The 24,839-nt window shown below is 48.1% G+C and carries 16 protein-coding genes; 1 reads left to right on the top strand and 15 read right to left on the bottom strand.

The genetic code is table 11. The features are described 5' to 3' along the window. Positions 1–129 precede the first annotated feature (129 nt). The 7 genes from NYR53_RS05940 to NYR53_RS05910 all read right to left on the bottom strand — a co-directional run bounded on the left by NYR53_RS05940 (position 130) and on the right by NYR53_RS05910 (position 13,606). Positions 130–5,061 carry a sugar-binding protein gene (locus NYR53_RS05940; RefSeq protein ID WP_261304345.1) on the bottom strand — a complete coding sequence of 1,644 codons (4,932 nt, stop codon included), beginning with the start codon at positions 5,059–5,061 and terminating at the stop codon, positions 130–132. 144 nt (positions 5,062–5,205) lie between these two features. Then, complete coding sequence (locus NYR53_RS05935) at positions 5,206–6,741, bottom strand: extracellular solute-binding protein (RefSeq protein WP_261304344.1); 1,536 nt, start codon at positions 6,739–6,741, stop codon at positions 5,206–5,208. A gap of 76 nt (positions 6,742–6,817) precedes the next feature. After that, entirely contained in the window at positions 6,818–7,699 is an 882-nt protein-coding gene (locus NYR53_RS05930; protein WP_261304343.1) for a carbohydrate ABC transporter permease, read from the bottom strand. A gap of 11 nt (positions 7,700–7,710) precedes the next feature. Then, positions 7,711–8,655 (bottom strand): ABC transporter permease, encoded by a 945-nt coding sequence (locus NYR53_RS05925; protein ID WP_437180164.1) that lies wholly within the window; start codon positions 8,653–8,655, stop codon positions 7,711–7,713. Positions 8,656–8,767: 112 nt separating this feature from the next. Beyond that, positions 8,768–10,558, bottom strand: a complete 1,791-nt coding sequence (locus NYR53_RS05920) for a sensor histidine kinase (protein ID WP_261304341.1) — start codon at positions 10,556–10,558, stop codon at positions 8,768–8,770. A gap of 48 nt (positions 10,559–10,606) precedes the next feature. Continuing rightward, the gene (locus NYR53_RS05915; protein WP_261304340.1) at positions 10,607–12,223 is read right to left on the bottom strand and encodes a response regulator; all 1,617 of its coding nucleotides are present in this window, start codon (positions 12,221–12,223) and stop codon (positions 10,607–10,609) included. A 123-nt stretch (positions 12,224–12,346) separates the two neighbouring features. Beyond that, positions 12,347–13,606 (bottom strand): FAD-dependent oxidoreductase, encoded by a 1,260-nt coding sequence (locus NYR53_RS05910; protein ID WP_261304339.1) that lies wholly within the window; start codon positions 13,604–13,606, stop codon positions 12,347–12,349. 253 nt (positions 13,607–13,859) lie between these two features. Between NYR53_RS05910 and NYR53_RS05905 the strand changes: the two genes are divergently transcribed. Further along, positions 13,860–14,285, top strand: a complete 426-nt coding sequence (locus NYR53_RS05905; protein ID WP_261304338.1) for an SRPBCC family protein — start codon at positions 13,860–13,862, stop codon at positions 14,283–14,285. A 79-nt stretch (positions 14,286–14,364) separates the two neighbouring features. On the opposite strand, the gene NYR53_RS05900 is transcribed toward NYR53_RS05905, so the two are convergent. The 8 genes from NYR53_RS05900 to NYR53_RS05865 all read right to left on the bottom strand — a co-directional run bounded on the left by NYR53_RS05900 (position 14,365) and on the right by NYR53_RS05865 (position 24,614). After that, on the bottom strand, positions 14,365–15,159 hold the full coding sequence (locus NYR53_RS05900) for an SDR family NAD(P)-dependent oxidoreductase (protein ID WP_261306288.1): 795 nt from the start codon (positions 15,157–15,159) through the stop codon (positions 14,365–14,367). 123 nt (positions 15,160–15,282) lie between these two features. Continuing rightward, the gene (locus tag NYR53_RS05895) at positions 15,283–16,332 is read right to left on the bottom strand and encodes an AraC family transcriptional regulator (RefSeq protein WP_261304337.1); all 1,050 of its coding nucleotides are present in this window, start codon (positions 16,330–16,332) and stop codon (positions 15,283–15,285) included. Positions 16,333–16,972: 640 nt separating this feature from the next. Further along, the gene (locus NYR53_RS05890; RefSeq protein WP_261304336.1) at positions 16,973–18,577 is read right to left on the bottom strand and encodes a cellulase family glycosylhydrolase; all 1,605 of its coding nucleotides are present in this window, start codon (positions 18,575–18,577) and stop codon (positions 16,973–16,975) included. Between the two features lie 12 nt (positions 18,578–18,589). Beyond that, positions 18,590–19,414 (bottom strand): carbohydrate ABC transporter permease, encoded by an 825-nt coding sequence (locus tag NYR53_RS05885; RefSeq protein WP_261304335.1) that lies wholly within the window; start codon positions 19,412–19,414, stop codon positions 18,590–18,592. Beyond that, entirely contained in the window at positions 19,411–20,292 is an 882-nt protein-coding gene (locus NYR53_RS05880) for a carbohydrate ABC transporter permease (RefSeq protein ID WP_261304334.1), read from the bottom strand. The genes NYR53_RS05885 and NYR53_RS05880 overlap by 4 nt, the downstream gene beginning before the upstream one ends. 38 nt (positions 20,293–20,330) lie before the next feature. After that, positions 20,331–21,650 carry an ABC transporter substrate-binding protein gene (locus tag NYR53_RS05875; RefSeq protein WP_261304333.1) on the bottom strand — a complete coding sequence of 440 codons (1,320 nt, stop codon included), beginning with the start codon at positions 21,648–21,650 and terminating at the stop codon, positions 20,331–20,333. Between the two features lie 98 nt (positions 21,651–21,748). Then, the gene (locus NYR53_RS05870) at positions 21,749–22,849 is read right to left on the bottom strand and encodes a response regulator (protein WP_261304332.1); all 1,101 of its coding nucleotides are present in this window, start codon (positions 22,847–22,849) and stop codon (positions 21,749–21,751) included. After that, positions 22,824–24,614, bottom strand: coding sequence for a sensor histidine kinase (locus NYR53_RS05865; protein WP_261304331.1), 1,791 nt, complete (start codon positions 24,612–24,614; stop codon positions 22,824–22,826). Before NYR53_RS05865 ends, NYR53_RS05870 begins: the two co-directional genes overlap by 26 nt. Positions 24,615–24,839: the final 225 nt, after the last annotated feature.

Here is a 24,839-nt window from a genome sequence, read left to right as displayed (position 1 = left end):
TGACAGTCGGTCCGGTATGAACAGGGCTCCCATCCACCATGCAAATAAACCGGAACCGACGCCATAGGTGCTTAGCATTTACAAAACTTGTCGTTGACACTAGCAGATGTTATCGGCAGCTACCCTATCTTATGGCGCTATCAGCTTCAATTCCCCGAATGCGGATGTATTCGTCCAGTTCGTGGACTCGCCGGCCCATACCGTCTGGCTCTGACGACCGTTGCCATCGTCCTCGTCATTGTTCGCTACGTCGAAGCCAATCATCATCCCGGCGGATGGCGTAATGCCAAGCGAACCCCATGGAATCGCCATCTCAAAACTGTATCCACCCGTCGTCGTAGCCCATGCATGCTGCACGCCGCCCGTGCGGCTTGCCGCCTCGAATAGCGTACTGTCGTTCCATCCTTTGATAAACTGCCGGTCATAGCTGTCATATGTCGCGCCCTGGTTATGATTGCCGTCAATATAAATCTCGACGGAATCGTCGGAATAGGGCTCCGGCGAATTATTGTACAGATTGGCGTCGAGGACGTTAACCCCGACATACAAATAAGTATCGTCCCATAGTACCCCGAACTGTGCTGAGTTGTTAGAGGTTCCGACCACGTTTTTGCTCACTTGTTTCGTTATGGCCCAAGCCGATTCGTTCAGCGAGCCATCGACTTGGATGGCGGTACTCATTTTGGTAACAGGGAGCAACGTGTAGGACGCATCCATCGTGACGCTGACCGAGTTGCTCGCCGCCGACACATTGTTTTCCGCATCTTTGGCTTTTACAGTAAAGAGGTAACTAGCTCCCGGCGTTAACCCGGTGACCGTATAGGTCGTCGAAGTTACCGTTGCAACCAGATTTCCACCGTTATAAATGTCGTATCCGGTAACGCCCACATTGTCCATCGAAGCCGTCCAGGACAATGCCGCCGTCCGGTCGGTGTGCGAGGGTGATGTCAAATTCGCCGGAGCTGTCGGCGGCTGCGTATCTCCAATAGAGGTGGAGGAAAGCTGCAGACTCCCGAAGGCGGACGTATTCGTCCAGTTGTCGCTCGTTCCGGCCCACATCAGCTGGCTTTGCCGGCCGGCACCGGTGTCTGTGTCATTGTTCACCACGTCGAAGCCGATGGTCATACCGGCGGTCGGCGTAAGGCCGAGAGTACTCCACGGAATCGCCAGCTCCACGCTGTATCCGCCTGGAATCGGCGCCCAGCCATGCAGCACACCGCTTGGCATCACTCTCTTCAGCCATAGCGTACTATCATTCCATCCCTTGACATACTGCTGGTCATAGCTGTCATACGTAGTGCCCTTATTGTTGTTGCTGTCGATATAGATTTCGATGGAGTCATCATAATAAGGTTGCACGGAGGTATTATACAGATTCCCGTCGATGACTTTGACGCCTACATACGAATAAGTATTGTCCCAGAGCGAGCTGAATTCAGCCGTATTATTCGGAGTTCCGATAATTGCTTTCTTGATCTGCTTGAACGAGGACCATACTTGTTCGTCCAAGGATCCGTTAACGGTAATGGGGGCGACCGTTTTCTTCGCTTGAAACAGATACGGGTCTGTCGTGACGTTGAGCAGACCGCTCGCTGCGGACACGTTGCCTGCTGCATCCCTTGCCTTTACGCTGAACGTGTAAGCGGTATTCGCCGCAAGGTTGGTCGCGGAATACGTGTTGGACGTGACGGTTCCTATCAACGTTGAACCTTGATATACCTCATACTGGGTTGCACCGATATTGTCCAAGGATGCATCCCAAGCCAAATCTGCCGTGGTCTCGCTTTTGGACACTAAGCGTAAATTGCCAGGAGCCGTCGGCGGCGCGAAATCGCGATCATGAACGACTTTCACATTGTCAAACTCAACGCTCGTTTTATAGGCATATAGGCCGATTTTCCCCGAAGTAAGACTCGTATCCGTAACCGTTAATTCCTTAAACCCATTCACATAGAAATCGAGTGTGCTGTTGTTTAAAACCGCAGTGAACGTGTACACTTCATTCGTCGTCATCGTATAATTTTTCGCAGTCAGGATCGTGATGACGTTGTTCACCGATTTGCCAATCTGCAGCTTGCCTGCTTTGATTCGGAAATAATAAAAATTGTTCGGATCCTGATAGCGGGCCGTAATACCGGCTGCCAGATCGATATCATTTTGGGTAAGTTTGATGTTCGTTTCCACGCTGTAGTTGGTATATGTGCTGGTATCGACGGTACTGAACGCATTCTTATCCAGCCAGGAAGCTTGCTTGTAAACCTTGGACCCGCCTGATGTTACGACAGACCACGTACCGTTCGCAGGCGTCCAACCATCCGCTACCCCATCCTGAAAATCGTCGCTGAATGCGAGTGTGCCCGGACCTGTCGCCGTCGTTGCAGCCACTGTATTACTAGCTGTTGACGTGCTGCCTGCACCGTCCGCGGAACGAACGGTAACCGAATATGTTTGGTTGGGCAGTAGTCCCGTGAGCGTATACGTCGTGCCCGAGGTAGCAGCGACCTGCTTGGATCCGACGTAAATCCGATATCCGACTACGCCGGAGGGATTGGATGGCGGACTCCAACTCAGGCTGAGGCTCGTGAGCGTCGCCGCTGTCGTTGTCAGATTCGTCGGCGGTGCCGGCGGAGACGCTGTCGTCACACTCACTGCATTGCTCGGAGCCGACAGATTTCCCGCTCCATCTTTGGCTTTCACCGTAAACGAATAGGCGGTGCTAGGCGCTAAGCCGTTTACCGTATATGTTGTACTCGAGAGCATTGTTGTGGCACCGACATAGACACCTCCGCTGTAAATGTTGTACCCGGCTACACCGGTGTTATCGGTTGAAGCCGTCCAAGATAAGTTAACGCTCGTGGATGTTTTCGATGGAGATGTCAGGTTCGAAGGCGCTGTCGGCGGCTCTGTATCGGTCCCTTCACTCATCAAAGTGTCACCGTAGAAAACACCGGTTCCATTCGTTCCGATATAGACACGTCCCCAAGTCTGACGGTCGCCTTCCATCGTGTTGGCTTCAGCGCCAATTGCCGGATCGGCTACGTCAATCTTCACCCAGGAGGTGCCGAAATCATCGGAGCGGAAAATACCTACAGTATTATCCACCTTGCCGTATACGAAAACTGTGGGATCTGGAGAACCAAGCTTATTTTTACCAAATGCAAACAATGTCGCTTGCTGAACATTCGGCAGCCGCGTCCATGAATCGCCAGCGTTGCTGGAACGCCAGAGGCCTCCCCCATCCAGGCTGACCCATACTTCGCCCGCCTTACCCGGCGCTGCCTTGACGCTGAAATACGCGGGAGTTTTCGCTGGTATTGTCGGCATCGTCGACGCAACCGTCCAAGACGCTCCACCGTCCGTACTGCGGAATAATTTCCAAGTATTTCGTTCTAACAGATAGAACGTATTATTGTTAACGCGGTCAGACGCCAGCGGCTGGTACCAGACCCAGAAATCGTGTACGGTTCCGGATGGTGCGCCTGTGCTCGGGTTCCACGTTTGTCCCCGATCGGTTGAATAGATCGGACTTCCGCTCTGCGGGACCCAGACCAGCGTCTCGCTTCCAGCGGATACGGCGATGCGGCCCGCCACGCCTGGCGGATTGGGAAACGCCGTCCAGGAAGCCCCGTTGTTGGTGCTGTAACCACCGCCGCCTGTACCGGCATAACGCGTGGAACCTACCCGGGCGATGAAGTTAGGATTACTCTCTTGAAAGTCGATCGACACCGTATCGCCTAGAGACGGACTGCCGAATTTACCACTTGGAAACGCCATCAGCGAAGTATGACGCAGACCGTCGACATCCGCGTGCCCGCTCAGCAGCGGTGCACCGATCGGCGTGCTGCGCAAAGCGAACGTCACCACTTCTTCGTGGCCCTCCTCGTACGTATACCAGTGGGACGGACTTGCCGTTATATCATCCGTACGCCATGTGCCGTAGAAGTCGGTTAACCAGACACGATTCGGAAAATGGGGGTCGATGGTCAAGGTGGAGGTATTGGCAGCAAACCAATTACTCGTCCACCACGGAACATTCGGATGTTTGACGAAGGTAACCTGCGTCCAGTTCGTTCCTCCATTGACCGACCGGTAGATCGGAGCCGGTGTGTTCGAGCCGTCCTCAATGGCCGTCATCACGATGTTCGGGTTCGTAGGATCTACGGTAATGCCGTTGTATCTCCCCGTCGACGGAGGCGTAATGTCGGTCCATACACCGTTTGCAAATTTCGTGACGCCAGATTCATAAGTGACATACAGAGTGCCGCCATCCGCCAGAACAGCCCGACGAGGTGTAAGCGGACTTCCATTCATCAGCGTCCATGTCGTCCCGCCATTTACGCTCTGGTAAATGCCAGTGCCTTTGACCCCGACATAAATGGTTTGAGTCGCAATGCCCGGAGAACCCGTACTCTTATCAAATAAAACAAAATTGAGTCCGGTTGGATCGGCACCGGGGGTCGGGAAATTAGTAACCTGCTCCCATGAGCCTGAGCTGGCACCGGATGTGCTTTTCCACAGCCCGTCATAACGCGTTCCCATGTAAATGATTTGACTGTTGTTCGGGTCTACCATAAGCCGTTCACCTAAATCTCGTCCTGGCCCGTTACCATAATGCCTAGGTGCAAACCCGGTTGAAGTCCAATTGGCTCCACGATCCGTTGATTTCAGAATATCCGCAGGAGCGCCTACATAGTTGTACTTGCCAGCTGCGATGTAGACCACATTCGGATTCGAAGGATCAAGTGCGATGCTGTCGATGCCGTACTCATTGTATTTTTCTCTTGGAATTGCATTCAATAATGGAATCCACTTGTGATTCACTTCGTCCCAGCGTAAGGCGCCGCCGACGTCGGTACGAATATAGACAAGATTCGGCTCCGTCGGATGAATCGCGATCCCGGTTACAAATCCGCCGCCGCCAATGCGTACATTTTGCCAGTTGTAAGGTTCTTGCTGAGCGGCTTTGACGGAAGATGCGGACAATAGCAGCAGACTAATCAGAAAGAAGAGCATCATGAAACCGTGCAATTTCCACCTTTTCGAAAATGCCAAAGCAATCATTCCAATTCCCTCCCATAATGGACATCATCTTGCATGACTTACAGCACCTATCCCCCCTTTACTTAGTCATCCTTTACTTAAAAAGGCATAGTGGAAGCGGCAGTCTGCGCCGCCTAAGCGCTGCCAACAGACTGCCGCCATGTGTCATTTACGAGTGGTCGCGTACCAAGCGTTGATTTCGTCGTAGCTCGTTTGGCCGCCGGCTTTTTTGAATTTATCTGTAAATGCATCGAACCCTGTAAGCTGTTCGCCGCCGACGATGATTTTAATCGCATAATCGTTGACCATTTGGTTAAGCTGCGCATTCTCCTTCGAGTAATTCGGGAAGTAAGGCGCTAATCCAAGCGGATTCTTCTTGAACACTTCCGGTTTTTGCAGCTTGTTTAGAAATTCCCAACCCTTGTAGAGCCGATCATCTTTGCGAACGCGAGCCTGCCAGTAAATCGGGTATTTCGTTTCGTCGATGCCGGTCAAATAGTTGCTTGCCGAACCTCTCTCGTCATTGAAAATCGGCAAAATCGGGAAATAATTTCCGTCTTTAACCGTATGATGCGTACCTTCGACGCCAATCGCCATATTTTTGAACGTATCCGGTTCGAGCTTGGCATCCATCCATTTGATCGCATCTTCCGGATGTTTGGATGCTTTAGGAACGAAAGTCAGTCGATCGAATCCGGAGGACTGCGCCAAACCTGCCTGACCGTTCTTGCCTATCAGCGCAGGAATGTACACATAAGTGGCTCCTGGGATGTTCTTCTTGAGTGCATCGTCGATCGTTGGAATGTCGGCCCAATGCAACACGATGACACCCGCCTTGCCGTTCGTAAACTTCTCTTTCACAGTTGCGTCCTTATTAATCGCAAACTCTTGATCCAGCAGCCCTTGCTTGTAAAGATCGGACATATAAGTCAAATATTCTTTAAACGATGGGTTCATAGCTCGTGGGATCAGCTTACCGTTCACATCGTTCCAATCGTTGACCATGCCGAAGGCGCCGATGAGATTGTCGACCATCGGTGCGTCACCCTTAATGGACAAAGGCACGTTCTTAGCTCCGTTGCCGCCAGGATCTTTCTCCTTAAATGCCTTGAGGACAACCATCAGTTCGTCAAGCGTTGACGGTACTTGCAAACCGAGCTTATCCAACCAATCCTTGCGAATCATCAGGCTCGTGCCGACGGATTCGAGGGAGCGGGTCGGAATCGCATAGATTTTACCGTCGACTTTGGCATTTTCCAGCGTCTCTTTGGACAACGACGCTTTAATATTTTTTCCATACTTGTCAATCAGCGGAGTCAGATCGACCAGCGCGCCTTTTTTGGCATAATCGGCATAGATGGCTTTGGAGCTGCTGTCCCCGCCTGTCGAGACGATATCGTAAGGCTCGGAGGAAGCGATCAAGAGATTGAGTTTGTCCTCCGGCTTATCTACAGGAAGCGCTTCGTAATTAACTTTGTAGCCCGTCTTCTCTTCCAGCATCATGGCAATTGGGTCTTTCGCGAAGTTCGGGCCTAAACGCATGAGCGCTTTCAATTCAGGCTTGGGGCCGGCATTCGCTGGCTGGGAGGACGGTGCCGGGGAGCTGGAGCTTTTCTCCCCTGCACTGTTTGAGCCGCAAGCAGACAGAAGCATCAAGCTGACCGCTATAGGGAGCGCGGCCCATTTCATCGTTTTCTTCATCTTTTAAACCCTCCTGTGTATGAAGTGCAATTTATCATTAAGCAGCGGCATGGATTCCGCCGGCGTTAATGCAGCATTAACCTTTGACGGAACCGATCAATACACCCTTAATAAAATACTTCTGAAGGAACGGGTATACGAGAAGAATGGGTACGGTAGATGCCACTACCGTAGCGGCCCGGATACTTTCCGGTGACATATTCATCAGATCGTCGGCCGACTTGTTAAGCGCGTTCGCCGTATCGTTCTCCATCACGATATCGCGCAAATGCAGTTGAAGAGTTTTCAACAAAGGATCGCTAATGTAAAGCATCGGACTGAAGTAATCGTTCCAGAAGCCAACCGCATAGAACAAGGCGATCGCAGCCAGAACAGGCATGCTGAGCGGAAGAATGATGCGGAACAGAATCGTATATGTTTTCGCTCCGTCGATCCGCGCCGATTCTTCAAGCGCTTCGGGAAGCCCTTCGTAATAGCTTTTGATTACCAGCATATTGAACACACTGATCATGGCTGGCAAGATGAGAGACCATAGATTGTTTAACAGGTGCAGCTCACGGATCAACAGGTAATTCGGAATGAGTCCTCCGCTAAACAGCATGGTGAAGACGAACAATATCATGATTGCCGAGATGCCGGGCAGATGCCGCTTAGACAGCGGATAGGCGGTGATTGCTGTCACCAAAATGCTTAGCAGTGTCCCAGCTACTGTCACGATGACCGAAATGACGAAAGCTCGGCCGAATGCGTGGGAGGTGGCGACGTTTACCAGCGTATCGAGCTGGAAGCCGACCGGCAGCAGGTTCACTCGTCCCGATACAAGCGCCCAATCCGAGCTGACGGATTTGGAGAACACGTGGATCATGGGTAGTAAGGTAATCAGTCCTAACACGATCATGAAGCCGTATACGAAGGTGTCTAATACCCAGTCGCTGAACGTTCTTTTACGGATATGCATGCCTAACCTCCTTACCAGATCCCACGGTTCAGCATTTTTCTGCTGAGCCAGTTGCCGGAGACGATGAGAATGAAGCCGACGACCGAATTGAAAAGGCCGACCGCGGTGCTGAAGCTGTAATCCATCTTGCCGAGACCCATCCTGTAGACGAAGGTGCCGATGACGTCGCCGGATGCGTAGACCGTAGGGTTATACATCGTTAGTATCTGCTCTGAGCCCGCGTCTAGCACCATGCCAAGGCGGAGAATGAGCATCAGGATGATCGTCGGCACAATGCCGGGAAGCGAGATATGCCACATCTGCCGCAGCCGGTTAGCTCCGTCGATCGAAGCCGCCTCGTATTGTTCCTGCTCGACACTGGCGAGAGCGGCGATGAAGATGATCGCGTTCCAGCCGATCTCCTTCCAGCCTGCAGTGAATACGACGACGCTTCGGAACACATGGTTGTCCATAAAAAATCGGATCGATTCGCCGCCGAGCCATTGAATGACGGAGTTGACAAGTCCGTCGGAAGGAGACAAGATCGTCATGAACAAGCCGGAGATGATGACCCAGGACAAGAAGTGAGGCATGTAGATAATCGTCTGGATGGTCCGTTTGAACCCTGTGAACCGAATCTCGTTCAGCAGCAGGGCGATAAGAATCGGTATAGGGAACAGAAGCACGATCTTGTATACACTGATGAGCAACGTATTCGTGAACACTTGCATGAATTCCGCCGATTGCATGAGCTTGCGGAACTGTTCAAGTCCAACCCACTTGCTTCCTACGATCCCGTCGAAAATGTTGTAATCCTGAAACGCTATCAAGACTCCGTACATCGGCGTGTATTTGAATAGCAGCAGTAAAAGCAGCCCAGGCAACAGAAGCACGTAGGTATCGAAGTTCCGCCATACCAGCCGCCATCTGCTTTCACGTTTGCGCGAAACCTTGGCCTCCCCTGCCTTTCCATTCAATTGTGTGATGAGCTCGCTCATATTGTGGTTGCACCTCCTGCACTTATGGCTTCATTGTACCTGCCGGATGGTGCTTCATGTAGAGGGCAATCCGACACTTTCTAGTCGTATCCTACTTAGTTTGTTTCTCTTGCATCGCCTTGAGTCGAACGATCACGACAGTGCCATCGCCTGGACGGGATCGGACCGTTAGTCCATATTCGTAACCGGCCAGCAGCTTGATTAGCTCGTTCACATTGTAAAGACCATACGAGCTGCCACTTCCTTCGGCATGCTGCAAAGGGCGCGATGTGGACAAAAGGCTGGAGGCCAGTTGCTCCTCCATACCGATCCCATCATCTTTGACGGTAATCTCAAGCTCGTCACCAAACTGCTCTGCGCGAATGCAGATGGTCCCTGTTTTACTCTTGTCCTTGCGGATGCCGTGCAGCAGCGCATTCTCGACGATGGGTTGCAGCGTCAGCTTTGGAATGATGCACCGGTTCGCCTCCGGACTCTCTTCAATCACGAACTCGAAGGTGGAAGGGAACCGGTTCTGCTGAATCTCCAAATAGACTCGCGCGAGCTCCAGTTCATCCGCTACGCAGACATAGTCCTTCCCTTTGTTCAGGCTTAGACGGAAATAGTCGGACAGGCTCTCGATCAGATGGCTGATATCGTCGGCTTCGCGAGAGATCGCCAGCCAATTGATCGTATCCAGCGTATTGTAGAGAAAGTGCGGATTGATCTGTGCTTGCAACGCGCGAAGTTCAGCCTCCCGCTCCAGCATTTTCGAACGGTAAGCTTCCTCCATCAAATCCTTCACCCGATGCACCAAATGATCGACAACTCGCTCAAGCAAACGGAAGTCGCCTCCCGGCTCCTCCAGCCCTTCGACGCCTTCCGTGCGGATCGTCTTGACGACCGATTTGATCCGGCGGTTCATCCCGTTAATAACGAACGCCAATAACATGAATACCAAAATTAAAAACATGATCGTCATACCGGCGACCGTCGCAATGCCGGACCACTGACTTAACGTGGTTGTGCGATGCGTCAGGCCAGTCTTAGGCACCTCCAGCACGAGACGCCAATCCACAGCCTTGATGGGTGCACGCACCTCAAACACGTCCACACCGTTTTCAGACCGTTCGAGGATTCCTTCATCGGACTCACTCGCGAGGGCAGTCTTTGTGCCGATCAACGATTGATCCGCGCTGTAAATGATAGTCCCACTGCGATCCACGATATAGACACGGCTTTGAGCTGGAAAATTAAGCTCGGAAATGATGTCAGCGACCATCTTCTCGGGAACGTCAAGCATCAGCACACCAAGACTTTGATCAAAATTTCGCGGGTGTCGCAACAAGCGGGCACAGGAAAGAATCCGTGCTGGTCCTGAGTCCAGATAGTTTTCTTCGTAGATGCCCGTCCACACGATGCTGCCGCCCGCGTTTATGACTTCTTTGTGCCAAGGGCGATCCTTCAAGCTATCTAGCGGAAAAAGATTCAATAAATCGAAGCCGTATAGATTTCCCGAATCGGTAAAAACACGCGCCCTGACAATATCCGGCGCCGTTTGAACCGATTCAAGCAAATTGCGCAGTTCCTTCGACTGTGTGATGCGCTCGATGATCGGAGAAGCGGGATCCAAATTCTCATACAGCTTATGGTTCATGAAGATAGAATTGGATGAATTCTGCACATAGTTGAGCTTCGAGCTTAAATTAATACCTGCCTGTTTCAGCGTTTGCTGCATGGTCTGGGTCACTTCCTCCTGCAAAATCCGGGAGGATTGTTCATAATAGACGAACAGCATGATGCATACCGGCAGGAAAATCATCAGTCCGTAGGCGAGCATCCACCTCCTGGCCGCCACAACGCCTTCCCACAAATTGGAGGCGCGGATCCTTCTTTTTTGCAAGACCCCTCTCACTGGATCAACTCCTTTTGCATGGCAACCCTTCTTCTCCTATTGCTGGTCCCGATAAGCGCTTGGTGTAAGTCCGGTTATCTTCTTGAACAGCTTGCTGAAATAGCTTGGATCCGTGTAGCCGACAAGCTCGCAAACTTCGTAGAACTTGATGCGGGGATCCACAAGCAATTCCTTCGCTTTCGCGATACGGACCTTCATCAAATATTCGTATATCGTCTCGCCAGTCTCCTGCTTGAATAATAAGCTGACATAGGTTTGGCTGAGGTAAACGCTAGCTGCAATCTCTGCGATTGACAGGTTCTTGGCATAATTCTCGGAAATAAACCTCTGAATCTGTTCGATCACATTACTCGATCGACCGCTACGCTTCTCCTGAATCCAGCAGCAAATGCTATACAGGTAATCGCTTACAAAGGTTTTCAAATCCGCCATCGTTTCCAGCTTCAGGAGCCGATCCAGCGCCCAAGCTTCCTCCTCATCCTTCTCACGGGTAAGCAGATTAAGGTCAAGCAGCAACCTTCCGGCGAGAGCGATCATTTGCAGTCCTACCTGCCGGCCGTACTTGAAGCCGTCCTTACGAATTTGCGCCAGCGGCTCGAGAATGCTTTCCATTTCCAACTCCAATTGTTGCTTCTCTCCCGATTTCAGCACGGATACCAGTCGCTCACTCTGGCTGGTACCGAACCGAATCGGACTGACTGCTCCAATTTCCAGACTGTCCATTGTGATCACTTGATTCTTGCCCATGTACCACTTTTGGTCCGCCGCGTCGCGGGCATGCCGAAAAGACGCTGGAAGCATCCGGATATTTTCGGCGCGCTCGCCTACCCCAATCGTGACACTAATATTCAGCCAGCGCCGCAGATTATCGCGGATCGCCTCTGCCAGCGAAAGCAGCGTAGACTCCGGGTCAATCAACTGATCGTCAAGTACCAACAGCCCAACGTATTCTGCGGATCTGTTCTCGAATGCATACCCATGCAGGTACTGATCAATTAGTTCTTGAACGACGTTCAAGAGTGAGTAAGACATCAGCTGCTTGTCCCTCTCCGAACGGCTGCCGAGCACCTCTTTTGAATCGTCAATGGTTATCACGAGTACGAGATATGGCGTTTCAAGCGGCAGTTCCAGATTGAGAAATGCCGCTCTTTCCCGCAGCACATCCGGCTTTGCGTCCCCGTCCTGGATCAGCGCCATTAGAAATTTCTCTCTAAGCAGTGGCATACTCTGTGTCAATTTTACCTGCATGTCTTTGAGCCGTTGCTGCTCCTTCTCTTCCGTCAGCAAGTCCCGAACGACTCCTTCAATGACCTTTTGGAGCTCAGTCCGCTTGACCGGTTTGAAAATATAATCGGCAGCATGAATCTGTAATGCCGAACGCAAAAGGTTGGCTTCATTGTGGCCGCTGATGAAAACGATCTTTGTCTCGGGGAACCGCTCTCGAATCTCCCTCGACATTTGGATGCCGTCCATGACAGGCATCATCACATCCGTCAGCACGATGTCGGGCTTCACCCGTTCAATCAGTTCCAGCCCCGTATCGCCGTCGTCCGCTGTGCCAGCGAGAACAATCCCATAATTGCTCCACTCGACGAATTTGCTGAGCCCTCCTCGGACAGCAGGTTCATCATCGACAATAACCAGTTTATACATAATTCCTGTCTCCTTATCTGAACATGTAAGAACGATATGACAACAAAATGCACAAACGTGTGTCTCGCTGCTGCTCCGACGCGCGAACCCGTTTGTGCTTTTACGGACGATTCAATGATTGATTCACTTGTGAGCGTTCTTCAAAAACATCACATTCTGAAGTCTTAATGCTTCATGCAGCTCATCCACACTGACATGCTCCAGCGGAATTCCTTGATCCGCCGCGATCGAGGCTGCGACACCGGCTGCCTGGCCGAGCGCATAGCACGTCGCCTGAACCCGCATCGACGACATGGCCACATGCGTGGCCGATATGGAGCGCCCCGCTACGAGCAAGCCTTGTACCCCCTGCGGAATAAGGCAGCGGTACGGAATGTCGTATCCTTTCACTTCTCGCTCGTCGGTGCCCGCCTTGCCGTCCGGATTGTGAATATCAATCTCGTAGTTGGTTTGCGCCACCACATCGTCAAATCTCCGGCTGGAGAGAATATCATCCTCGGTCAGCGTATAATGGCCGACGATCTGATTCGTCTCCCTGACCCCGACCTGACCAGGCACATGCGAAAGCACATAGTTCTCGAATCCGTTGCGCTGCAAAAAGTCGGCAACGGAGAAAGCCTGTCGCAGCGCTTCTTTTTCCGCATAGCTGACGTCCTTGACTTTGGCCCCGTTTCCCTTCACTCGGGTCATATTAACGAGCAGATTGCCTGGTTCGTTTTGCTCCCAATGGAGCAGTCTTCCTTGCGGCAATTCGGATACATTCTCGTAACGATAACAGCCCTCCGGCAGTTGCCGTACGGCGGGCTGACCGGTATTTTGCATCATGAACATAAGCGTCATTGGTTGGGTCATCCCGTCGACGTCGCGTCCAGAGGTATATTCCGCCCCCGCTTCGATGGCAACACGCCCATCTCCCGTGCAGTCGATGAACACATCCGCTTCAAACGCCAGCAGCCCTTCGCGCGAATTCGCGATGACCGCCTTTACACGTCCCTGATCGATGACAGTTCCTGCGAAGCTGACGTGGAACAACACTTGTACGCCTTCCTTTTCCAGCTTCTCGTTCAAATAATGCCGCAGACGGAACGGATTGTACTGCGGCCAGATTGAACCTTTATGATCGTCCGGAACCGCCTGCTGCGGCAGCACTTCGGAAACGATCTCACGATAAATGCCCGTCACATTGCCGACACCCATAAATACGCTGACGTTGCCCAAGGTGCCCATCCCGCCTAATTGTCCGGATTGTTCGAGCAGCGTGACTTTTTTTCCGCACCTTGCCGCCGCGATAGCTGCTGCCACACCCGCTGGACCGCCTCCGACAATCAAAATGTCCGTTTTATCGTATACAGCCACGTTTTTCTGGAATGTATAACTATTCATTCTAATAACCTCCCATTGCTCCCCGTACTATACCTTCTATTATAAGATGTTTTGGGAACAGTCTACAGGGTGGATCCTACTATTTCTGGGTTGATGTTACTGAGTGAGTCTTAGCGCCGGTCAAATAAAAATAAAGTTAAATTTTTCCAAGTTACCATTTCTAATACTGCTTCATCGTGCTTGTCTGCCGTTAGATTAATGGTATAATTAACCATAGATGATCTAAATTACATATAGTGAGGCGGTAATTATAATGGAAACAGGTAATCAAACAATCACGGTAGAAACCACAGTTCATGCACCAGTTGGAAAAGTGTGGGAGTATTGGACAGAACCACAGCATATCACGAAATGGTCTTTTGCTTCTGATGACTGGCATGCACCAAATGCCGAAAATGATTTAAGGGCTGGCGGAAAATTTTTTACTAGAATGGAAGCGAAGGATGGAAGTTTTGGATTTGATTTTGGTGGCGTTTATGATGAAGTGAGAATCAATGAATTTATTTCTTACACTTTGGGAGATGGAAGAAAAGTTTCGATCACTTTTATTAGTCAAGAAAACGATACGAAAGTAATTGAAGTTTTTGAAGCAGAAACCACCAATTCCATTGAGATGCAAAAAGCAGGCTGGCAGGCGTTTCTAGACAATTTCAAAAAATACAGTGAAATTTCTAAGTAATCATATCATTGAAGCATTAATTTAAACCTTCCTTTCGGAAGGTTTTTTTATGTTAACAAAATTAAAGGTTAGCAAAATGTTAAAAAATAGTCGGTACCATACCCCCATCCATACGGATTGGAGAACCTTTAAATGCGGATGCATAAGGACTACATACAAATGTTGTTAATCTACCTATTTCAATAGGCTTGATAAATCGCTGTATTTCAGATTGAGGTAGGTTTGTAGTCATAAATTCTTTCTCTTTTTCCGAAAAAGTCATATCTTCATTAGGGTACATACCCTCAATGATTTGATGCACATTCTCAGAGAGTGTTGGTCCTGGCATGATCGTATTGACTGTAACTTCGGTTCCTTTTGTTAATTTAGATAAGCTTTTTGACAATGATAATAGCATTGATTTGGTCATACAATACTGAGGCATTAGCCCAGAAGGCATAATTGCTTCTTCACTCCCAATAAAGATAATGCGGCCATAATCATTCTTCAACATTTTAGGTAAGTAAAATTTAGATAATCCATTTGCAGCAAGAACATTCGTACGAAAGTATTTTTCCCATACTTCATCGTCAACGTCCTCATATTGCATAATTTCATAAATACCCATATTGTTAACTAAAATATCGATATTGGGGTATTTTTCAAATAAAGCTTCTCTTTGCTGAGTATCCACAATATCGGCTGTAGCATTTTGAGGAGAGGTAGCCGGAAAATCTGACTTCAACTCATTGACAGTTCGTTCTACCTCTTCATCATTTCGTCCATTAATTAGTACATGAACACCTTCTTTGGCAAGTTCAATGGCGATTGCTTTACCTATCCCTTTCGTTGATCCAGTAATTAAAGCTGTTTTATTGTTTAATCCCATATCCATCATACATTTCTCCCTTACTGATTAGTCTTGTGCTCCGGATAGAGATTATATTACCTTGTCTGGATTGTTCAGTAACTAGCATATTGCGCCAAAGTTCTTGTTTAACACGCCAAATAAGATGACTCAGTGAATAGTCGGCATTCCTAGCGGTCCTACTGATATCGAGTTTGTACCTAAATGTTCAGTACGCCAATTTGAAGGAGTATCACCTTCCCAAAGGCGGAAGGCGCGGTAGAACGAGTTCTGGTCTTCATATCCAATCAAGAAAGCCACTTCTTTAATATCGAGCGAGGGGTCTGCCAAGTACTCTCGTGCCTGCTCATGTCGAGCTTGTGTCAACAGATGCTTGAAGCTCGTGCCTTCATCAGTAAGCCGGCGCTGCAAGGTACGATCGCTCATACTGAGCTCGCTCGCGACAGCCTGAATGTCGGGGCGTCCTCCTGTTAGGCTGCGTTTCATGATCCACTTGACCATCTCGGGTATTGAGCGGCTGTGTTGATGCTCATTGAGCGTTCGGTCCAGAACGGGAGTCAGAATCTCCAGCAACTCTTCGTTGTACGAGATAAAGGGGCTATCCAGATCCTTTCTATGTAACGTCAACCGGTTACATTTTGCACCAATCCGGACACGGCAGCCGAAGTAAGCCTCAAGGGCCTGTACATCGCCCATTGCGTGCGAGAATTCAACGAACCGCGCCGTCAAAGGTTGACCTGTGCCCCGGCGCCCAAGCTCCAGAAGATAAGCCAGCGTGATACCAACCAGCGTCGGCGGACCGGGTTGCTCGGTATTCAGCCATTCCAGTTCGATTGTACAGTGCTCGCCCTCCTCGGTGATACGTAAGCTTTCGGGAGGACACAGTTGTTTGTACCGAGCCATTCGGTTTAGAGCGTCGCGGTAGTCACGAGCGTGGTAAGTCGCTAAGACGGTAGGTGGGTACTTCGCTGTTTCAAAGACGGTCGCAAGTTTGATGATTGCTTCGGCAGTGTCACCCATGAGATCGGAATAAGCCTGCCAAATCGCGAAATATTGAGCAGTGGTAACTACTGGTTCAGTAATAATGGTGAGAGGCAGTCGTGCTTTGCGAGCTACCTCGTGGGCGGCAATCCCTAATTGACGTAATCCAGCCCAAAATCCCGGCGGGATTTTAATACGGTCAGAGGTATGAGACTTCATACATTTGGGCCTCCTTTTGCTACACATAAGAATACTCTTATGTCCGTTAAGGTGTCTACTTTAAAGGAATAAGCTGCGCAGCTTCGTTAAAATGGTCATAACTAAAACTAAGTTTTGTTGATCGTCTGTTCAGCCTAATGTGCCATTATTTTAACACAAGAAAAACGGCTTACGCCGTCCTTGAATACGAAGGTCTATAAAAGTTGACGAAAGGCAAGTTACGCTTAAGACCTATATGTTTTAAACATCCGCTTGTTTATCCGTATTGTTGTAGTTTGTACAACATTTCGCATGTTAATTAGCATTTTTCGCGTCATTGTTGCAAAAAATACAACAATTCCGGTCAATATCCGTTCAATCACATAAAAAAGGGATAAATTGTTGTACAACATACAACATCTGCAGCATATCCGGAAAAAATCAAGGAATTGTTGTACATTGTACAACTTGCCTACTTGTTTCCCCTTCTCCCACGAATCAGAAAACTAACCACTGGTGAAAATAGCCACTTACCAACTAACTAACCCTTGTTCAATCTACGACTGCTCCACTTTTCCAAATAACCATTCCAAAAAAATAAGCATTCACCCAAAAGAGTGAACGCCTGCTTATTAGTGGAAACTCATTTAAATTACTTGTACTAAGTCATCATGCTGGTCGGAATGATTTCTAACCATTCGAGCCGAACGGGAGCACCTTTAGCTTGAACTACAATACGATGTGTCCCTGACTCAAGCGTAAACGGTTCTCTACAATTTTTGTTTTGGTCATCTATTGAGATTGCCAGACTTCCGTTTTCATCAAGCTCGTTAAGGTGAACGTTGATCTCGTAAACCGAGTAATCACTCACTCTTGGCACATAAATTTCGTAGGCTAGCCAATCGCTTTCAGCCAAGTGTACTTCTAGGCGCTCATCCTCTTGCCAGACCTCTCCTTTGCCATGTTCGAAGTTTGCTGTCTCCCTGGCACTTGCGACAAATCGAATGTCCGTACGGTCGTGGATGCGAAAGCCAACATTCTGGTTCGACGGCTGCTGGATGCCATAACTGACCCCTTCTCCCCGATACCCGTAGAAAATAGCAGGTATGCGAACAGGAGGTCTGCATAACAAGGCGTCAACAACATCGCGATAATACACACATTCCTCAAAAGCTAAATTAGTCAGATACTCCTCTAAGATCCGTTGTGCGGTTATCTCATCTGGCTTCGCACCGCCTTCTAAATACTCGACCAGCATCTGCCAATCGCGAGGCACCTTAACGCTGCATGGCGAATTATTCTTACCCATCTTTTTCCAAGTCCAGAAATTCCATGAGATATTATGATCTTCAAAAAGGCGGAAAGCACCCGCGTACCATGCTTTATTATTTTCGCCGCCTTCACCCATATAAATGGGCACGTTCCACTCTTCACACTTATCTAAATAGACTCTAATGCTCTCCGTATCTGGATTGTTCCAATATTTATGAAACTGCAGCATCAGATTATCGTCGATTTTCTCCGTGAAAATTGACCAATCCGTTGCCCAATGGGCACCTTCTAGAATAATTATGTGGCGATCATCCACTTCTCGGATGGCCTTGACGATGTCCCGATAAAGTGGCATGACCTCATCGTTATAAGCAGAGAACCAGTTGGGCAGCGGCTCATTGAGCAGATCATAGCCAGCAACAATCCATTCATCCTTGTAATGCTCTGCGAGAAAACGCCATAACTGAACCGTAAGACGTTTATTATGTTCTTCTGTAAACAGCTCCGGCAAGTCGCGTTCAGAGTCGTCGATATTCGTACCCGTCTGGCCCCCAGGTGCCCCGTGCAGATCTAGAATTACATAAAGACTGTGTTTACGACACCATCCGATTAGCCGATCGATAAGCTGTAGTCTATGTTCCTTCACCCGAAGGGGCTCGCCATCTTCAATCAAAAATCTTGCGTTTATTGGCACCCTAACCGAATTGAAGCCTTCAGCAGCAATCTGCTGAATATCTGCTTCCGTCGTATGAATGTCATAGTAAATGTCCCAAAATCTTTCAGCCTGCCGTTCGCCGATCAGCTCTTGAATCATCTTTTCAATACGCCGCGGACGATCCCCTTGCTCCGGAAACATCCACATATAACCCTCTGGGAGCAGCCAACTTCCAAAGCCTACGCCTCTCAGCAGCACCTCGCGACCTTCTCCGTTGACTAGCCTATTCCCGTCAGCTCTAAGAAAGCCAACAACTTCATTCTCACGAATTGAGCTCAATCATTTTCACTCCTATCCTTTTATCGCACCGTCTGCAATACCCTTCATAATGTATTTTTGCAGTAATAAATAGAAGAGAACGACCGGCAGCATGGCCAAAACCAATGAAGACAAGATGGCCGACCAGTCATTATTCCCGTATTGACCGAACAGCATGTTGGTGGATAATAGCAAGGTATACGTCTTATAGTTGGTTAACATCAGTAACGGCAGAAGAAAGTCGTTCCATATCCATAACAGGTTTAAAATCGCAATCGTAGCCGTAATCGGCAGTAATAACGGAAAAATGACGATAAAAAATAATCGGAACTCACCACATCCATCGATGACAGCCGCTTCATCCAGATCGCGGGGGATCGATTTCACAAAACCATGGTACAAAAAGATCGCAAATGCGACACCCGTGCCTATATATATCAATCCTAGACCCGTCGTAGAGCCTTGCACAGATAGCGCTTTAGATATTTTAGTCAGCGTTATCATAATAGAGTGAAATGGAATCAACGTGGACATGACGAACAGCAGAAAAATAAATGCGCTTAACTTCCCCGGTGTCCTAGATAGTTTAAAGCCTGCCATCGAAGCGCAAATAATTATGCCTAACAAGCCAACCGACGCGATATATATCGTATTTCCTAAGCTTCTAACAAAATTAGTCTTATGGAATGCGCCTATATAATTTCCTACTTCCAAATGGGTAGGCAGCGACAAAATGTTATTCATCATCGCACCTTCCGTCTTAAAGGAGTTCAGCAGTCCCATGTAGATCGGAAACAACGTAAAGATGGCAGCAGCAATGAGGATGAGCAGAATCATAAAGGAACCGATTCGCTTCATGATTCCACCTCTCTTCTTTTCATCAACCATAGCTGAATCAAGGTGATCAAAAACACGACTAGAAACAAGATCATCGCCTTGGCATTTGCATATCCATATCGATTACTTGATTTAAAAGCTTCTTCGAAAATGTTCAGCGCGATGACCTGCGTGGATCTGCCCGGACCACCGCCGGTTAACGAGTAGACGGCATCGAATGCTTTAAATGAGCCGTTAAGAGTAAGAAAGATACCAATCGTCAAAGCCGGATAAATCATCGGAAGCGTCACATAACGAAACGTTTTAAAAGCATTCGCACCATCCATCGCAGCCGCTTCTTTCAGATGTTGGGGTACTCCCTGTAAGGAGGCGATATAGATCACCATCAGGTAACCGACACCGCCCCACAGGGACACGATGACGATGGCGAAGAACGAATACGCCGGATCACCGATCCAAGATTTGTCCAAAAAGGTGAATACCGTATGTTCGGCTATATACGGAAGTACTTTGGTGAAAATAAATAACCACATAAATCCGCCTATGATCAAGCTGATCATATTAGGCATGAATAAAATCGTTCGGAACCATACCTTGCTGAGCCGTCTGGATTCCACAAGAACCGCCAGAAGCAGAGCGATCACATTCTGAAGCACAACCATGAACACGACATATTTAAGGGTGAAGCCTACCGACTTTAGGAAGAACGGGTCCGCCGTCAAAGCCTCGATGTAATTCGCCAATCCCACCATCCGATACGTGCGATTCAGTCCGTTCCAATTCGTAAGGCTGTACCATGCGCCCCCGAATGCGGGGGCGAGTACGAATACAGCGTAGAATAATAGAGCGGGAAACACGAAGGCTAATAGGATGACTGTCTTTTTTCGTTTCGTTGTCATTAGCCTATTCTCACTCCCGGTCACCATATATAGCCATGCTATTGCTGAGCCTTAATCGCGTCTGCCCATTTCTTATCCAGCGATTTGATGATCTCGTCTTTCGTTACTTGCTTTGCGTAGTAACTTTGCAGCAGCTTCGCTTGTTCATCCGTGATGCCATTGGGAAGAGACAGGTCCTGATAAGCCTTCCCTTGAGAAACGTAGGTCATCGCTTCATCGATCCAAGGGAACGATTTATACGTGTGCACCTTAGATACGGGATTGAACTTCAACTCTTGGAACAAGGCTGACGAATCCTTCGGATCAAGGATGTAGTTTAGAAGATCCATGGCAACCTCTTTGTTCTTGCTTGTTGGAGATACCGCTAGAGATGTGGACGTTGATAGGTTGATCATCGTACCCTTGGGGTTATTACTCACCGGGAGCGGTGCCACGCCAAATTCAATTTTCGGATTAACCTTTTGAATTGCTTCTGCTTGCCATGGACCTTGAACCCACATCGCCGCTTTTCCGTTAGCGAAATCAGTAGAGCCTTGAGCGCTGCCTACTTCGAATGGCTTATCTGTCCCATTTTGCATTACAATATCAATAATATTAAATACGTCCTGTACGTCTTTGTAGGAGGCCTCACCCTTGTTCATCTTCTGAATCCAATCCGGATGCTCCGAAGTCACAATCCCGCCGAGCGATAGCGCCATGATCAGCTGCGGAATCCATGCCTCTTGGAAAGACAACTCGAAGGGTGTCACTTTGTTCGCTTTCAGCTTTTCTACAACCGCTTTCATTTCATCTATCGTTTGAGGAGCTTTCAGACCTATGTCATTAAACACTTTCTTATTGTACAAATAACCCCATTCCAAGCTTTCAAGCGGTAATGCTACTATTTTGCCATCAAAGGTTACTGTCTTCTTAACGTTATCGAACAAGCCAGCCGCAAATGGCTGATTGGATAGGTCACTCAAGTAACCGGCTTTGTAATAACTGGGAACGTCTGCTACAGCGTGCAGGGTGAACAAATCCGGCGCATCATTAGAAGAAAGGCGAGTCTGCAAAATTTGCTTGGCTTGATCCGGATTTGGCATTTCAAGATTGATGGTGACATCAATATTTTTTTCAGCTTTTTCCTTTGCCTTAAATTGTTCAAAGTATTTATCAAATTGATCCTTAAACCGTGGAAAGCCCATAAATACTTTCAATTCTACTTTCTTAGCTGGAGCAAGAGTAGATGCTGCCGGTTTCGAATCCGCCGGAGCTGGCGTTGCCTCTTTTCCGCCATTACTGGAGTTGGTGTTCGTGCCGCAACCGACCATTGCGCCCAATAAGGTAACACTTAGTAATAAGTGAAGCGCTTTCTTCATTTTTCATTTCCCCCTAAAGATGATTAGTAACTACAATTTCAGTATAGAGAGAAGGGGGTAATGAATCATTTGATGTTATTAGCATTCGTTATTGTATTTTATTGATTTCCCAGCTCATCCTTACGCATTTCCCCTGGAGTGAGTCCAAAATGTTTCTTAAAAACGCGATAAAAGTAAGCGATATCGATATAGCCGGTTAGTTCAGCTACACGTTTGATGGCAAGTCGTTGATCCATAATTAATTCTTTAGCTTTCTCCATTCTCTTACGAACGATATAATCGGATAAATTCTCACCGATGGAAGCCTTAAATGTTCGACTTAGATGCTCCTTGCTTACAAAAAAGTGTTGAGCGACCGTCTCAAGGGAAATCGTTTCTTGATAGTGGCGGTCAATGTAGACCTGTACATCCTCGGGGACTAATCGATTTTTATTTTTGCGATACGCCTCAATGGCATCTATGGCATCAATGAACCAATCACGCAGGAGGGCATGAATTTCCCCTAAAGAGTACCCGCTTAGCCATGCAGCACGTTCACGTCGTTCTTCGATCCAAGCTGGATCCAAACCATAGTCCGTACCCGCTGTAAACTCTTCTAGCAAGTGCAGAAAATCATGCGCAATTCTAGCAGGTAATCTCCCGTCCTGTGTCTCTGCATAGCCTTCGGATAAGAGGTCCTCTATCCTTTTGAGTGTGTGGAGCACTGCGGGACGATTAAGTTCCAAGAGATATTCATAAACCTGCTGCCGGTAATTCAAATAGGTGTCCAGCATCATTTTATCCGTAAAGATGTGCGTATCCCAGGAAGTTGGTAATTGTAGTGAAGCTTGCAGCTCCTCCACACATCGAGAAAGGGCAGCGTTCAATTCAACTGGATTGATTGGCTTCAATAGATATTCGATGGCACGTGAACGTATCGCCTGCTTCAAATAAACGAAATCGTCAAAACCGCTCATTACGATGATTTTTACTTCGGGGTATCGTTCGTTTAATACCTGAAGAAGCTCCACACCGTCCAGTCCCGGCATTCGCATATCGGTGATCACGATGCTAGGATGCAGCGTCTCAATCAGATCGATTCCTTCCCGCCCGCCATCTGCTTCCCCAACAATGTTCAGTCCGAGTTTATTCCAAGCTCCCAATGATCTTACGACTTGTCTGGACCATAGCTCGTCATCGATGATCAATACATTTAGCATCCGTTTTGCCTCCTTCCTCATGCTTAACAGCAGCCATTACTAATACAACCAAAGTCCCTACACCCATCTTACTAAATATGCGAACACCGCAGCCCTTGCCGAATTGCAGCTTGAGCCGTGCATGGACATTTCTTAATCCGATTCCTCTTTTCTTTTTTACATCGTTGTTCCTTGCTCGAGGCGCCAGTCGCCCCTCTCTCAAATCCGATCGCAACTCGCGTAGATGTTCCTCGTCAACGCCTACCCCGTCATCCTTAACGAAGATATTGACTCGTTTACCTATGAGCCTTATCCGAATCTCGATATTCCACTTGCCTTCCTTACGCTGCAGTCCATGTTCAAACGCATTCTCGAGGATCGGTTGAAGTGTGAATTTAGGAAGCCTTGTAAGCAGTGCCCTCTCATCCGTAGATACATGCATACAGCAGCGATCCGCAAAGCGTTGTTCTTGAATATATAGGTAATTCCGCATATGCTTGATTTCATCTTCCAGAGGTACCAAATCACCGTCTGCGCTGATGGAATAACGTAAAAGCTCCCCCATTACCCGGGTAATTTCATAAATTTCAGGAGCATTCTTCACCAAGGCCATTCCCCCCATCAAATTCAGCGTATTATTGAGAAAATGCGGGTTGATTTGCGCCTGCAGAGCCATTAATTGCGCATTCTTCAGATCGATTTCCTGTTGATATTCAACCTCGATCAATTCCTTAATACGCTTCATCATGGAATTATAGCCGTTTTCCAACAATCCGATTTCGTCCCTGCTTTGGACTGGAGACATTTTAAAATTATGAATATGTGTCATCTTCATGGTTTTGGCAAGCTTGACAATCGGCCTGCTAATCCGAAGCGATACGAAGATGGAAAGCAAGATAGAGGCTATAGCAAACAGGCTTCCTGTTAAAATCCCTGCTCGGATCGTCGGTTGTGCGCTCTGGTTAACTGTGCGAAGTGGAATGACCTTCACCACCGTAAGTTGACCGTCTCCGACTCTTTTTAAGAAATAGAAATCCGTTTTCGTTCTGCGAAATGCCAATTCGAAATCATTCTGGTCGAGGCTTTGAAGTTGGGACTGAAGCTCTGCGGCATTCATTGTCTCCGTTGAACCTGACAATAGTTCCCCTTGATCGTTAATCAAGTAAACCGAGCTCTCTGATTCCGATTTTAAAATATCGCTGACTTCCCTCCACACTTGCTTGTTTATACGGACGGAAATACCGCCTAACAGCATTCGATCCTCAAATCGATTCATACTGTGATAAGCATAGATGGCACTGCCGGATTGTTTAAAATACATATTGATGGGTGTTTGAAGCATACGTCCCCAGTTACCTTCCCTAATATTTAAGGAATAAACGGTTCCGCTGTTTGCATAACTGACTGAAAATGCCTTTTGAATCGGATGGATATATAAATTCAATTCATCTATCTTTCTGGAGTTAGCATAGAAGGCAGACGTTAGTGTGTTTTTGATATAATTTTGCGTGTTAAATTGTACCCCGATATCCGGATTGTTCATATCATTAAGTCCAGCCATGAGCGTCTGGTTAATTTGTAAGGAATAAAACAGAATATCGATTTGCTGATGGAGCTCCTCTAAATATTGATTGGCCCATAACATCCTCGAATTGTTCGCATTAATGATTTCCTTCTCCACGGAACTCCGTGTATTATTCGTGGCAATCCATGTGACGGTTACAACCGGCAGCGTGGTCAAGCAAATCATGAGAACCATCAATCGAAGACGTAGGCTTGTTCGCATCGCAGTAGAGTTCCTTTCTGAACGAAGATAGCGCATACCTTCATGTTACTTTATCTTTTAAGGAATAGCATTTTTATTTCATAATCTTCAGGCAAAATGGAATAAACGCAAGTATCTCTTGCGCTCATGAATTAATGGTGCTTATTTAAAAAGCTTTCATAGCTTAATGTTAGAGCTGCTGAATGCTGATGTCATTCTAATTTATTGATTACCACTATTAGAACA

It is taken from the genome of Paenibacillus andongensis (assembly GCF_025369935.1).
Taxonomy (GTDB): Bacteria; Bacillota; Bacilli; order Paenibacillales; family NBRC-103111; genus Paenibacillus_E; species Paenibacillus_E andongensis.
Note: the sequence above shows the minus strand (reverse complement) of the source record. Positions and strands in the feature narration are given on the sequence as shown.